The sequence below is a fragment of the Streptomyces sp. HUAS TT7 genome (assembly GCF_051550175.1).
Classification (GTDB): Bacteria; Actinomycetota; Actinomycetes; order Streptomycetales; family Streptomycetaceae; genus Streptomyces.
In genome coordinates this window covers 2,300,026-2,312,476 of sequence record NZ_CP196175.1, presented here as the reverse complement: position 1 = coordinate 2,312,476, position 12,451 = coordinate 2,300,026, and the positions used below count along the sequence as shown (strand labels likewise).

Here is a 12,451-nt window from a genome sequence, read left to right as displayed (position 1 = left end):
GGGCCTGAGATGACCGCTGACTCCTCCACCGAATCACTCGACCCGCGTTTCGTACGCGCGCTGGGCAGCCTGCGCGGGCTGTCCGTCGGCGACGCACTGGGCTCCCAGTTCTTCGTCCCCGCCAACCTTCCCCGCCTCAAGCGCCGGGAACTGCCCGATGGCCCCTGGCAGTGGACCGACGACACCGAGATGGCCTGCTCGGTCCTCGCCGTGCTCGCCTCGCACGGCCGCATCGACCAGGACGCGCTCGCGCACTCCTTCGCGCGCCACCACGACTTCGACCGGGGCTACGGCCCCGCCGTCAACCGGATGCTCCGCCTGGTCCGGGAGGGCGGGGACTGGCGCGAGCTGGCCTCCGCGCTGTTCAAGGGCCAGGGCTCCTGGGGCAACGGCTCCGCCATGCGGATCGCGCCGCTCGGCGCCTGGTACGCCGACGATCCCGAGCAGGCCACCCACCAGGCAGAGATCTCCTCGTACACCACCCACCAGCACCGCGAGGCCGTCGTCGGCGCCATGGCCGTCGCGGCGGCCGCGGCCCTGGTCGCCGCGCCCGCAGGTCCCCCCGGGCCGGGTGAGCTGCTCGATGCGGTGATCGCGCTCGTGCCGCGCAGCGCGGTCGGCGCCGGGCTGCGGCGGGCGCGGGACATGCTCGACTACGGCGACGCGGCGACCGTGGCCGCGGTGCTCGGCTCCGGGCGGCGCACCAGCGCGCACGACACCGTGCCGTTCGCCCTCTGGTCGGCGGCGCGCGGGCTCGGCGACTACGCGTCGGCGTTCTGGACGACCGCGCAGGTGGGCGGCGACGTCGACACGACCTGCGCGATCGTGGGCGGGCTGGTCGCGGCTGCCCCGGCCGGGGCGCCGCCGGCCGAGTGGCTGGAGCACACCGAGCAGCTGCCGGACTGGGTCCCGGCCGCCACGGCCGGCTGACGAGCCCATCTCGTACAGGAGCCGCCCCGCCCGCTCGCTGCGGACGGGGCGGCTCCTTCAAGGTCAGAGCGCGGCGCCGGCACTCTTGCCGCTCAGGGCCTCCAGGTCGCTCTTGCGGACCTGGATGACGAAGACGGCGGTCAGGATCGCCAGGGCGACCAGCGCGACGGCCGCGATGAACGCGATGCCGATGCCGTGCGCGAGGACCGCGTCGCTCCAAGGGGCGGGCAGCTGACGGGACTTGAGGAACGCGGCCTTCTGCTCGGGCGAGCCGTTCGCCAGGAAGTCCTTGACCTGGGCGGTGGCCTCGTGGCGGCTCGCGGTGCCGAACACGGTGGTCAGGATGGACAGGCCGAGCGCGCCGCCGACCTGCTGGGTGGTGTTCAACAGGCCCGAGGCGGCGCCCGATTCCTTGTCCGCGACACCGGAGACGGCGGTCAGGGTCAGCGTGACGAAGTTGAGCCCCATGCCGAAGCCGAACATCAGCATCGGGCCGAGGATCCCGCCCGCGTACGAGCTGTCCGGGTCGATCTGGGTCAGCCAGGCCATGCCGAGGCCGGTCAGCGTGGTTCCGGTCACCATGAAGGGTTTGGGGCCGAGCTTCGGCAGAAGGTTGGAGGAGATCCCGGCGCCCGTGACGATCGCGACCGTCACCGGAAGGAAGGCCAGACCCGCCTTGATCGGGCTGTAGTGCAGCACGTTCTGCACGAAGAGCACGATGAAGAAGAACATGCCGAACATCGCGGCGGCCAGGCTGAGCATCATCACGTACGTACCGGAACGGTTGCGGTCGGCGAACATCCGCAGGGGCGTGATGGGCTGGGCCGAGCGGCGCTCCACCGCGATGAACGCGAAGAGCAGCAGCGCGGCCGCGGCGAACGAGCCCAGCGCGAGCGAGTCGCTCCAGCCGTCCGTGGACGCCCGGATGAATCCGTAGACCAGCGCCGCCATGCCCAGCGTGGACGTGAGCGCGCCCGTGAGGTCGAAGCGGCCCGGATGGCGCTCCGACTCCTTGATGAAGCGGGGCGCGAGGAAGGCGATGAAGACACCGATGGGTACGTTGACGAACAGCACCCAGCGCCAGTTCAGCCAGTCGGTGAGCATGCCGCCGGCGAGCAGACCGATGGCGCCGCCACCGGCCGAGACGGCGGCGAACACGCCGAACGCGCGGTTGCGTTCGGGGCCTTCGGGGAACGTCGTCGCGATCAGTGCCAGCGAGGTCGGTGAGGCGATGGCGCCGCCGATGCCCTGAAGGGCGCGCGCCGCGAGCAACTGCCAGGGCTCCTGGGCGAATCCGCCGAGCAGCGAGGCGAGCGTGAAGGCCAGGATCCCGGTGATGAACATCCGGCGCCGGCCGAGCAGGTCACCGGCCCGGCCGCCGAGCAGCAGCAGCCCGCCGAAGGTGAGCGCGTAGGCGTTGATGACCCAGGTGAGGTCGTTGGTGGAGAAGCCGAGAGCGGTCTGGATGTGGGGCAGAGCGATGTTCACGATGGTGGCGTCGAGCACCACCATCAGCTGGCACGCCGCGATGACGGTCAGGGCTATGCCGGGCCGGGCCGGCCGGTCCTTGGGGCCGGGGCGGGCTTCTGTGGGCTGGGCAGTGCTTATTCGATCGGGCGTCACTGGGGTCCCCCTGAACACTGTAGTGAACGCTTCCGTTCACTATTGGCTGACGATAGTGAGTGGCCGGGAACGAACGCAAGCCCCCTCCTTGGGAGTTGGGCCCGAATCGGCCGGGGGCGGGACCGGTCTGGGTGCCTACGGGGCCGGGCGGCGTCTGGAACATCCGGTGACGCGGGGTCACCATGGAGGGCGGGGCGCCGCCGCCCGCGTACGCTTCAACACCCCGTCCCCATCGGTGGAACACCCGTCCCCAACAGGGGATATCCGTCCCCGCGGAGCATCCCCAACGGAGAGAAGAAGATGGCTACTTCGCGCTGGACCGACGCCGGGGCGCAGCCCGTCTCGCTGCGCCGCCGGGGCCCCGTCCTGGAGCGGGCGATCCTGGATGCCGCGCTTGAACAGCTCAGCACGGTCGGCTGGAGCGGGCTCACCATGGAGGGGGTGGCCGCCGGGGCGCAGACCGGGAAGGCCGCGGTCTACCGCCGCTGGCCCTCCAAGGCGGAGCTGGTCGCGGACGCGCTGCGGTCCGGCTTCCCCGGCCTCGACGACGCGCCGGACCACGGTTCCGTACGCGAGGACCTCTACCAGCTGTGCCGAAGGGTCCGCGGGACGATGTATTCGCGGTCCGGCTACGCGCTGCGTTCGGTCCTTTACGAATGCGACAGTGCCTCGGCCGACCGGTTCCACGAGCTGATCCTGCACCGGGTGATCGAGCCCGCCAACCGGCTCTTCCGCGAGGTGGTGCGCCGCGGAATCGAGCGAGGGGACGTGCGCCCCGACGCCACCGGTGAGCTCGTCTTCGATGTGATCCCGGGGCTGATGATGTACCGGCAGAAGGTGTGCGGAAGCGAATGGAGCGACGAGGACATCGCCGCGATGATCGACCAGGTCATGGTGCCGCTGCTGCGTCCCCACAGGGGCTGACCGAAGCCTTCGGGCGATCGGCGCGGACCTGGGTGTCGCGGGCGGTCCCCGGCGGCGTAACCTTGCAAGCGACATGCCGTACGAACCACCCACCCACACCGTCGAGCGCTCGATTCGCGCCACGACAGGGGCCAAGATCGTCGCCGGTGTCGACGAAGTCGGACGCGGGGCGTGGGCCGGTCCCGTCACGGTGTGCGCCGCCGTCACCGGGCTGCGCCGCCCGCCCGCCGGGCTCACCGACTCCAAGCTGATCACCCCCAAGCGCCGCACCGAGCTCGCCGCGGTCCTCGAAGGCTGGGTCACCGCGTACGCGCTCGGCGACGCCTCGCCCGAGGAGATCGACGAGCTGGGCATGACCGCCGCTCTGCGGCTTGCCGCGGTGCGCGCCCTGGAGGCGCTGCCGGTGCGGCCGGACGCGGTGATCCTGGACGGGAAGCACGACTACCTCGGCCTGCCCTGGCGGGTCCGTACGGTGATCAAGGGCGACCAGTCCTGCATCGCGGTCTCGGCCGCCTCGGTGATCGCCAAGGTGCGCAGGGACGCGATGATGGCCCAACTCGCGGGCGCCCAGGGCCAGTACGCCGGATTCGGCTTCGCCGAGAACGCCGGCTACCCCTCGCCCGTGCACAAGGCGGCCCTTGAGGAACTCGGGCCGACGCCCTACCACCGGCTGTCCTGGTCGTACCTGGACGCGCTGCCCCAGTGGCGGCACCTCAAGAAGACGCGGCTGTCCCCGGAGGCGGCCGCACTCGAAAGCGGGGGACAGCTCGGCTTCGACTTCTGACCCGGAGTGCCCCGGATTCCGGACGATTTTCGGAGGTTTTCGGTCCGTATTCCGTACGGTGCGACCCCGTTCCCGGAGTCTTCCGGTCCGCTTCGCGGACATGGGACAGTCCGGGTCCGCATCCCGAAATCCCTGGACTTTCCCGCCCAGTTGCGGGGAGACTCCGCCCCGATCGCACCTTTGTGCCCACCCGCCGGTGACGCCTTCACCGGCATTTGATAGACATCAACTCATGCCTCTCAGCCCCGAGGAGCCTCAGATTCACGAGAGTGCCCAGGGTCCCCGCGTCACCCCGGCCGCCGGCCGCACCGCGCAGACCCCTCGCCCCGTACCCGGTCCGCGTCCCGCGGCCGCACCGCGTCCCGGACGTCCGGGCCCCGGACCGGCCCGGCCCACGCCTCCCGCGCAGCGGTCGCACAGCGCCGTCGCGCAGACCCCGCCGACCCGGCCACCGAGCCCTGCCGGCCCGCAGATCCAGCTGATCCCGGCTCCGGCCGACGGCGCGCTCGACGCCGCGGGCGAAGCGGTGGACTTGCTGCTCGACACCGGCCGCGCGCCGGGCGACATCCTGGTCCTCACCACCGGTGAGGCGCACCCGTGGGCGGCGCACGAGCTGTCCTTCGGCGAGGACGCCTACTGGGCCCAGCACGACGCCCGCGACGACGTCTTCTACGCCGGTGCGGCCGCCGTGGAACGGGCCTCGGCCCGGCCCGTGGTCGTGGTCGCCGTCAACGCGGCCGACGACACCGCCGCCCGCGCGCTGCCGCTCGCCCTGGCCCGTGCCGAGGCGCTGCTCATCGTGTGCGGCGACCCGCAGCGGATCAATGCTGCGCTGGGCGCCGGAGTCTGAGCTCCAGCTCAGGCGCTCCGGCCCTCGCGCGCGATCGTTCGGGCGCCGCGGGCCCGAGTCGGGAATCCGGGGCGAGCGCTCCGGAGCCCGAGGCCCAGAGGCCGTGCCGCCATGCCCCTGGCCGGATCCCTCCGGCGGGGCGGCGGCCGGACCGCCACTGGGCCACGCCTGTGCCTCCGGCCGTGCCGGGGCCGTTCAGCGTGCGGCGGTGCGCCGCAGCATCTCCACCGCGCCGGTGCCGGAACGCAGTGGCATCGGCGCTGCCAGCTCGCTCTCGGCGTCGGCCAGCGAACCCGGCCCGGATTTGGAGCTCGGGCGGCGGCCGCCGCGGCCCTCGCCGAGCACCTGCCAGCCGCCGCGCGTCAGCGTGATGTACGCGCCGCAGCGCAGCCCGTGCAGGGTGCAGGCGTCGCGCAGGCCCCACATCCAGGCGCCGTCCTCCTCCGTCCAGCGCTCGTCGCCGTCGCGGCAGTAGAGCAGCACGGCGGTGCGCACCGGGACCCGACGGCGCAGGTCGTGCGGGATCACTCTGCGCAGGTGCGCGAGCAGCGCGTTGCGGAACTCCCAGCCGTCGGCCGGAGCCGCGCGGCGGGTGAACGACGCGCTGGCCGCGAGACGTTCCTCATGGTCGAGGACCGCGACGACGGCGGTCGTGGGCGTCGGCCGGTGCCGGGCGTGCAGCCCGCTGACGACCTCACGGGGATTGCGCAGCAGAGGAATTCCGGCGGCGGCCCACTCGGCGGGCTCCAGGATCCGGCCGAAGCGGTTCGCGGAGTCGGCCGACATCGGGGCGGACGCTGTTGCCGAGGCTGCGGACGGAGCGAATCCGAAGGTCACGGTCCTCCCTTCCGGATACGCGCCCACAGTGCGGGCAGGGTCGGGTGAGGGCGCACCACGGCACAGCCCTTCCGGACCACAGGGGGACCGTGCGGGGGCGGCTCCAATTCTTGCCGTCGCGAGGTCGGGCGGCAACGAGCAATTGATGCCGCTGACCTGAATCGACGGGTATGGCACTCATATCCCTGCCCAGCGGCACCCCCGGTCACCCCTGCCGTCACGACTGGACCGCGAGGACCAGCGGGAACACCCCCTTGGCTCCGGAGCGGCGCAGCAGCCGGGCCGCCACCGCCAGCGTCCAGCCCGTGTCGGACGCGTCGTCGATCAGCAGCACCGGGCCCCGGGCCTCGGCGAGCGCGGCCGCCAGCGCGTCCGGAACCACGAACGCGTGGTGCAGCGCGCGCACCCGCTGGGCGCTGTTGGACTGGGCGATCCGCTCGCCCGCCGGGCCCTCGGCGTACTCCAGCGAGCCGAGCAGGGGCATCCGGCCGATCTCGGAGATCCGTGCGCCCAGCGACCCGACGAGCGCGGGCCGGGTGCGCGAGGGCACCGTCACCACGCCGGCCGGCCGCTGCGGTGCGTCCGGACGGCCCGAGGCCCAGCCGCCCGGGCCCTTCGCCCAGTCGGCGAGCACGCTCACCACCGCCTGCACCACATCGTCCGGCACCGGCCCGTCCGGGGTGCCCGGCGCGAGCATCGGGCGCAGCCGGTTGCCCCAGCCGATGTCCGAAAGTCGCCCCAACGCCCTTCCGGGGAAGGCAAGTTCGCCCGCCGGGATGCGTCCCTTCAGGTCGATGCCGATCGCGGCGAGACCCGTGGGCCACATCTTGCGGGGCTCCACCTCCACACCGGGCCTGGTCAGCTCGCCGCGCGCCTCGTCCAGGGCCGTGCCCGACACGTCCGCGGTGAAGCGGGCGCCCGCGCAGTTGTCGCAGCGCCCGCACGGCGCCGCCTGCTCGTCGTCGAGCTGGCGGCGCAGGAACTCCATGCGGCAGCCCGTCGTCGAGGCGTAGTCGCGCATAGCCTGCTGCTCGGCGGAGCGCTGCCGGGCAACCCATGCGTAGCGCTCGGTGTCGTACGCCCAGGGCTCGCCCGTGCTCGTCCAGCCGCCCTTGACCCGGTGCACCGCGCCGTCCACGTCGAGCACCTTGAGCATCGTCTCCAGGCGTGTGCGGCGCAGCTCCACCAGGGGTTCCAGGGCGGGCAGCGACAGCGGGCGGCCGGCCTGCGCGAGGACGTCGAGGGTGCGCCTGACCTGCTCCTCGGGCGGGAAGGCCACCGACGCGAAGTACTTCCAGATCGCCTCGTCCTCGCGGCCCGGGAGCAGCAACACCTCCGCGTGGGCCACGCCGCGGCCCGCGCGGCCGACCTGCTGGTAGTAGGCGATGGGGGAGGAGGGTGAGCCCAGGTGGACCACGAATCCCAGGTCCGGCTTGTCGAAGCCCATGCCGAGCGCCGAGGTGGCCACCAGGGCCTTGACCCGGTTGGCGAGGAGGTCGTCCTCGGCCTGCTGGCGGTCCGCGTTCTCCGTCTTGCCGGTGTAGGAGGCGACCGTGTGCCCGCGCCGGCGCAGATATGTGGTGATCTCCTCGGCCGCCGCGACGGTCAGCGTGTAGATGATCCCCGAGCCCGGCAGCTCGTCGAGGTGGTCGGCGAGCCAGCCGAGCCGGTGGGCCGCGTCCGGCAGCGCCAGCACGTTGAGGCTGAGGCTCTCGCGGTCCAGGGGGCCGCGCAGCACCAGAGCGTCCGAGCCGCCGCCGGTGCCGAGCTGCTCGGCCACGTCCGCCGTCACCCGGGCGTTCGCAGTGGCGGTGGTGGCCAACACCGGGACGCCGGGCGGCAGTTCGGCCAGCATGGTGCGCAGCCGGCGGTAGTCGGGCCGGAAGTCGTGGCCCCAGTCGGAGATGCAGTGTGCCTCGTCCACCACGAGCAGGCCCGTGGCCGCGGACAGCTTCGGCAGTACATTGTCCCGGAAGTCGGGATTGTTCAGGCGCTCGGGCGATACGAGCAACACGTCCACCGCGCCCGCTGCGACCTCCTCCTGGATGGTGTCCCACTCCTCGGGATTGGCCGAGTTGATCGTCCGGGCGGTGATGCCCGCCCGGGCCGCGGCCTCCACCTGGTTGCGCATGAGGGCGAGCAGCGGGGAGACGATCACTGTGGGGCCCGCGCCCTGGGCCCGCAGCAGCGCAGTCGCCACGAAGTACACCGCGGACTTGCCCCAGCCCGTGCGCTGCACGACGAGCGCCCGCCGCTTGTCGGCGACCAGTGCCTCGATCGCGCGCCACTGGTCCTCGCGCAGCCGCGCGGTGCCGGAGGCGTCCCCGACGAGACGGGCGAGGACCGTGTCGGCCTCGGTGCGCAGTTCCGCGTTGCTCGTGTGCTCCATGCCCCCATACAACAGGACACCTCTGACATTCGCGGAATGAACCGTTCCTGATCGGCCATTCCCGCTGGTCCTCAAGGTGCGCGGCAGCCCGCCACAGCCGGGCGCGGCAGGCTTGGAGCCGCCTTGAGCCGGAGCGACAGCTACGGATCGCGTACGGCACTGGTGGACGGAGCGAGAAGGATCGGCTATCGCGAACCGGCCGTCCGCGCCGACGCGTTGGCGGAGCGGCTCGTGTCGCCGGCCCTCGGCGACGGGGACAACCTGCTGGTCCAGCTTCCCAAGCGCTGGGAGTTCGTGGCGCTGTTCCTGGCCTGCCAGCGCATCGGCGTGGCACCGCTCCTCGCCCTCATGCCGCACCGCGAGCACGAGCTGGAGTACCTCGCCGAACTCGCCGACGTCGCGGCGGTCGCCGTCCCCGACACCTGCCGGGACTTCGACCACGAGACGCTCGCCGCCGAGATCGCCGAGATCGCCGGGACCCGGCCGCGGCCGGTCCCCGGACGCCCCTGGTGCTCGCCCGGGGCGCGGTCGGCGCCCGCCCCGCGATCTGGTTCGCCGCGCTGACCGGCGGCTACGGCGGCCGGCTCGTCCGCCTCGACGAGGACGAACTCTGCCTGGACCAGGGCTGAGGGGTCCCCGGTGCGGCAGGCGTCGCCGCACCGGGGAGGGCAGCTACACGGCCGGGCTGCCGAGCAGTTCGCGCGCGGTGTCCAGGAACGGGCGAAGGCCCGGCGACGCGGTGCCCTGCGCACGCCAGGAGACCTGCACCTCCGTCTCCCGGCGTGCGTTGGTCCACGGCACCGTCTCCAGGGCGCCCCGCGCCAGGTCGGCCGCCACCGCGATCCCCGGGAGCAGCGCGCAGCCCATCCCCTCGGCGACGCAGCTGCGCAGGGCTCCGATGCTCGTCAGCTCGGCCACCACGTTCGGCCGGGGGCCCCGCACGGAGCCCAGCATCTCGTCGTACATCCGGCGGTAGCTGCAACCGGGCTCGGTCACCAGGAAGTCCACACCGGCGAGTTCGGCCGTGGTCACTTCGTTCATCTTTGTCAGCGGGTGCCCGGGGGGCGCCACCACGACGACGGTCTCGGGAGCCAGCGCCATGCTCTCGAACTCCGGCTCCGTGGGCGGCGGTCCGAACGTGAAGCACAGATCCAGGGTTCCCTCGCGCACCCCGCCGCGGGACTCCGACCGGTTGCCCGGGCGCAGTACGACCCGGACCTTCGGATGGGTTTCCCGGAACCGGGTCAGCAAAGAAGGCAATCGGTAGACGCAGAGTGTTTCCGGTGCGCCGATGGTGAGTTCGCCGGCCGGGTCCGCCCTTTTGGACACCGCGGCCCTCGCCTCCTCGGCGAGCTGGAGCATTCGCTCGGCGTATTCGACCAGGCGGTTGCCCGCGTCGGTGAGCCGTATCCGGCGGCCCGAACGGTCGAAGAGCGCCACCCCCAGATCCGCTTCGAGCGACTGTATCTGCTCGGTGACACTCGACTGGGCATAATTCAGGCGCTCCGCCGCCCGTGTGATGTTGAGGGTTTCGGCAACGGTTCGGAACGTGTTCAGCTGACGGAGCTGCATCTCTCGGCCTCCCCCGATCCATCGGCGCTTCCGATGGTGCAATCGGAATTTCCCGTTTCTTTTTCGCCCGGGTCCCCGCCAGGCTGTAACAGCCGCAGGTTCTCGACCCCGGCCGCCTCGAATTCACCTTTCCGCATCAGTAATGGAGAAGGGAACAACTATGTCCTCGCAGTCATCGACGGTGACGGCCGCACAAGGAGGGAGCACTACGGCGGGCGTCAAGCCCGAGGCCGGAGTCCGGCGCAAGGGGCTGCTGCTTCTGGGGCTTTCGCTCGGCTATTTCATGGTGCTGCTCGACACCAGCGTGGTGAACGTGGCACTGCCCGCCATCCGCGATGATATTGGCGGCGGCCTCTCCGGGCTCCAGTGGGTGGTCAACGGATACACCCTCACCTTCGCCGCGCTGCTGCTCACCATGGGTGCGCTCGCGGACCGCTTCGGCGCCCGCAAGGTCTTCCTCACCGGCACCTGGGCCTTCCTCATCGCCTCCGGACTCACCGCCGCGTCCCCGAACCTGGGCGTTCTGATCGGCATTCGCGGTGTCCTCGGCATCGCGGGCGCCGCCCTCCTTCCGGCCTCGATGGCCGTCATCGCGACCGCCTACACCGACCCCGCCCAGCGGGCCCGCGCCCTCGGTTCGTGGGCGGCCATCACGGGTGTCGCGCTCGCCGCGGGCCCGGTCGTCGGCGGCGTCCTCACGGACACGCTGGGCTGGCGCTTCATCTTCGTCATCAACGTGCCCGTCGCCCTGCTCAGCGTGCTGATCACCCGCGCCTTCGCGCCGCAGGTGCCCCGCAACCCGGACCGCGCCGTCGACCTGCCCGGCCAGCTGTTCGCCGTACTCGCCCTGGCGGGCCTGACGTTCGGCGTCATCCAGAGCGAGCCCGAAGGCTGGACGTCCGCGCCGGTGCTCATCGCGCTGGCCGTCGGCGTCGCTGCCGCGATCGGCTTCATCATGGTGGAGCGCCGCGAGCCCGGCGTGCGCGGCCCGATGCTGCCGCTCCAGCTCTTCCGCAAGGCCACCTTCTCGGTCGGCCTGATCAACGGTCTGCTCGTCAACTTCGGCCTCTCCGGCGTCCTGTTCGTCATGTCGCTCCACTTCCAGCAGGGCCTCGGCTACACCGCCATGGCCGCCGGCCTCGCCTTCCTGCCGCTGACCCTGCCCACCGCGTTCAACCCGATCTACACCGGGCGCCTGGTCGCCAGGAAGGGCCCGCGCATCCCCTCGATCCTCGGCTTCTCGCTGATGACGGTGGGCGCGCTCATCCAGCTGCTCTTCGTGGGCGGCGACGGCGCGGGCCAGTACGCACTGACCGCGGTCGGCCTGCTGATCTTCGGGTTCGGTGTCTCCTTCGCCATCCCGTCCCTGGTCACCACACTGGTCTCGTCGGTGCCCAAGGAGCAGGCGGGCATCGCGTCCGGCGCCCTCAACTCGGCCCGCCAGACCGGGGCCGTGGTCGGCGTCGCCGTACTCGGCTCCGTACTCCAGGCATCTCCCGGCGACAGCGGCACCAAGGTCGCCCTGTCGGTCGCCGCGGCGGCCCTCGCGGTGGGCGCCCTGCTCGCCGTCGGGTACATCGGCCGGCGCACCGCCCAGTGAGCGAGCGGCGGGCGAGCCGGTTCAATGGCGCCGGGCTGCCCCGGGGCAGCAACGGCGCGGGCTCCCCGCCCGTCCTGCGGGGCGATCCAGACCGCAGCGACGAGACCATCCACAGGGTGCGGGCGGTCATCCGCTCCCACGGGGTACCCACCATGGAGCGCTGCTGGCCGCCGTCCCCGGCGCCGCATCCGCCGACGGCCGCCCAACTGGCCGCCTCCTTCAAGGAGAACGGACGACTGGTCCTGGTCGTTCCCGGCCCGGACAGCGATCGGCAGCCGTACGAATACGAAGTCGGTAGGGATCCGATGGACACCCGGATCGGCACACGCCGGCCGTACGCGGACGGCGCGGATCTCGACACCATGATCAGTGCAGGGCAGTCCCACGCGGTGGACGCAGGTGCGGACACCGGGTCTGGCTCACCGTCCCGAGCTGCGCCGCAGCCGACCACGCAACGGACTGCCGCTGCGACCCGGAGCTGACGGTGGCGTTCCCGCGCATCGTGCTCCCCGGCTGGCTCGTGGCCGCCGCCGACACCCGGCTGCGCACCGCGGTGCGGGCCTACCAGGAGCACTACGCACCCGTGACGACCTGTCCGCGGTCGGGGCGCTCACCGGGGCCTTCGCCGACGCACTGCGCGCCGGAACCGAGCCCCGGGCCCTGTCCCCCGTCTGCGTACACCTGGTGCCGCGGCTGCTGCGAGAGAGCGCGGAAGAGCTGATTCCGCTGAACGCGCGGCGCCGGGACGGCAGCCTCGCCCGGTCCGCCTACGACTTCTCAGCCGCCCGCGAGGGCGAGGCGCTGATGGCGGCGGCGGGCCCGGCCGGGGCCCGGCTGCCCCAGCTCTTCGCCGAGTCGTCATCGACCCGACCGAGACCCTGGCCGTTCTGATCGCCTCGTCGGCGATGCTCAAGACCAAGCACGCCGACCTGACGTCCCGTA

General features: G+C 72.3%; 12 protein-coding genes. 8 read left to right on the top strand and 4 right to left on the bottom strand.

What is annotated here, in order from left to right; genetic code table 11:
- The first annotated feature begins 9 nt into the window (after positions 1-9).
- On the top strand, positions 10-930 hold the full coding sequence (locus tag ACSHXC_RS10260; RefSeq protein ID WP_438291286.1) for an ADP-ribosylglycohydrolase family protein: 921 nt from the start codon (positions 10-12) through the stop codon (positions 928-930).
- A 63-nt stretch (positions 931-993) separates the two neighbouring features.
- On the opposite strand, the gene ACSHXC_RS10255 is transcribed toward ACSHXC_RS10260, so the two are convergent.
- A complete protein-coding gene (locus ACSHXC_RS10255) occupies positions 994-2,538 on the bottom strand; it encodes an MFS transporter (RefSeq protein ID WP_438296512.1) in 1,545 nt (514 codons plus the stop codon).
- Between the two features lie 315 nt (positions 2,539-2,853).
- Between ACSHXC_RS10255 and ACSHXC_RS10250 the strand changes: the two genes are divergently transcribed.
- The 3 genes from ACSHXC_RS10250 to ACSHXC_RS10240 all read left to right on the top strand — a co-directional run bounded on the left by ACSHXC_RS10250 (position 2,854) and on the right by ACSHXC_RS10240 (position 5,111).
- Positions 2,854-3,477: a TetR/AcrR family transcriptional regulator gene (locus tag ACSHXC_RS10250; protein ID WP_438291285.1), complete on the top strand. Its 624-nt coding sequence runs from the start codon at positions 2,854-2,856 to the stop codon at positions 3,475-3,477.
- Positions 3,478-3,550: 73 nt separating this feature from the next.
- Complete coding sequence (locus tag ACSHXC_RS10245; RefSeq protein ID WP_438291284.1) at positions 3,551-4,261, top strand: ribonuclease HII; 711 nt, start codon at positions 3,551-3,553, stop codon at positions 4,259-4,261.
- A gap of 232 nt (positions 4,262-4,493) precedes the next feature.
- Entirely contained in the window at positions 4,494-5,111 is a 618-nt protein-coding gene (locus ACSHXC_RS10240; protein ID WP_438291283.1) for a hypothetical protein, read from the top strand.
- Positions 5,112-5,306: 195 nt separating this feature from the next.
- Here ACSHXC_RS10240 and ACSHXC_RS10235 read toward each other — a convergent pair whose 3' ends face one another.
- Together ACSHXC_RS10235 and ACSHXC_RS10230 are read right to left on the bottom strand one after the other, a co-directional pair.
- Positions 5,307-5,948, bottom strand: coding sequence for a hypothetical protein (locus ACSHXC_RS10235; RefSeq protein ID WP_438291282.1), 642 nt, complete (start codon positions 5,946-5,948; stop codon positions 5,307-5,309).
- Between the two features lie 217 nt (positions 5,949-6,165).
- On the bottom strand, positions 6,166-8,337 hold the full coding sequence (locus tag ACSHXC_RS10230) for a RecQ family ATP-dependent DNA helicase (protein ID WP_438291281.1): 2,172 nt from the start codon (positions 8,335-8,337) through the stop codon (positions 6,166-6,168).
- 123 nt (positions 8,338-8,460) lie between these two features.
- Between ACSHXC_RS10230 and ACSHXC_RS10225 the strand changes: the two genes are divergently transcribed.
- Positions 8,461-8,901, top strand: a complete 441-nt coding sequence (locus ACSHXC_RS10225; protein WP_438291280.1) for an AMP-binding protein — start codon at positions 8,461-8,463, stop codon at positions 8,899-8,901.
- 108 nt (positions 8,902-9,009) lie between these two features.
- Here ACSHXC_RS10225 and ACSHXC_RS10220 read toward each other — a convergent pair whose 3' ends face one another.
- Complete coding sequence (locus ACSHXC_RS10220; protein WP_438291279.1) at positions 9,010-9,909, bottom strand: LysR family transcriptional regulator; 900 nt, start codon at positions 9,907-9,909, stop codon at positions 9,010-9,012.
- Between the two features lie 160 nt (positions 9,910-10,069).
- On the opposite strand from ACSHXC_RS10220, the gene ACSHXC_RS10215 reads away from it, so the two are divergent.
- From ACSHXC_RS10215 to ACSHXC_RS10205, 3 genes are all read left to right on the top strand, one after another.
- A complete protein-coding gene (locus tag ACSHXC_RS10215; protein WP_438291278.1) occupies positions 10,070-11,509 on the top strand; it encodes an MFS transporter in 1,440 nt (479 codons plus the stop codon).
- Positions 11,506-11,991 (top strand): hypothetical protein, encoded by a 486-nt coding sequence (locus ACSHXC_RS10210; protein WP_438291277.1) that lies wholly within the window; start codon positions 11,506-11,508, stop codon positions 11,989-11,991. Before ACSHXC_RS10215 ends, ACSHXC_RS10210 begins: the two co-directional genes overlap by 4 nt.
- A gap of 202 nt (positions 11,992-12,193) precedes the next feature.
- Positions 12,194-12,400 (top strand): hypothetical protein, encoded by a 207-nt coding sequence (locus ACSHXC_RS10205; protein ID WP_438291276.1) that lies wholly within the window; start codon positions 12,194-12,196, stop codon positions 12,398-12,400.
- The last annotated feature ends 51 nt before the right edge of the window (positions 12,401-12,451 follow it).

Coding starts and splice junctions, on each gene's coding strand:
- ACSHXC_RS10260 (WP_438291286.1), top strand. CDS start 10: ATGACCGCTGACTCCTCCACCGAATCACTCGACCCGCGTTTCGTACGC.
- ACSHXC_RS10245 (WP_438291284.1), top strand. CDS start 3,551: ATGCCGTACGAACCACCCACCCACACCGTCGAGCGCTCGATTCGCGCC.
- ACSHXC_RS10215 (WP_438291278.1), top strand. CDS start 10,070: ATGTCCTCGCAGTCATCGACGGTGACGGCCGCACAAGGAGGGAGCACT.
- ACSHXC_RS10250 (WP_438291285.1), top strand. CDS start 2,854: ATGGCTACTTCGCGCTGGACCGACGCCGGGGCGCAGCCCGTCTCGCTG.
- ACSHXC_RS10230 (WP_438291281.1), bottom strand. CDS start 8,337: ATGGAGCACACGAGCAACGCGGAACTGCGCACCGAGGCCGACACGGTC.
- ACSHXC_RS10240 (WP_438291283.1), top strand. CDS start 4,494: ATGCCTCTCAGCCCCGAGGAGCCTCAGATTCACGAGAGTGCCCAGGGT.
- ACSHXC_RS10220 (WP_438291279.1), bottom strand. CDS start 9,909: ATGCAGCTCCGTCAGCTGAACACGTTCCGAACCGTTGCCGAAACCCTC.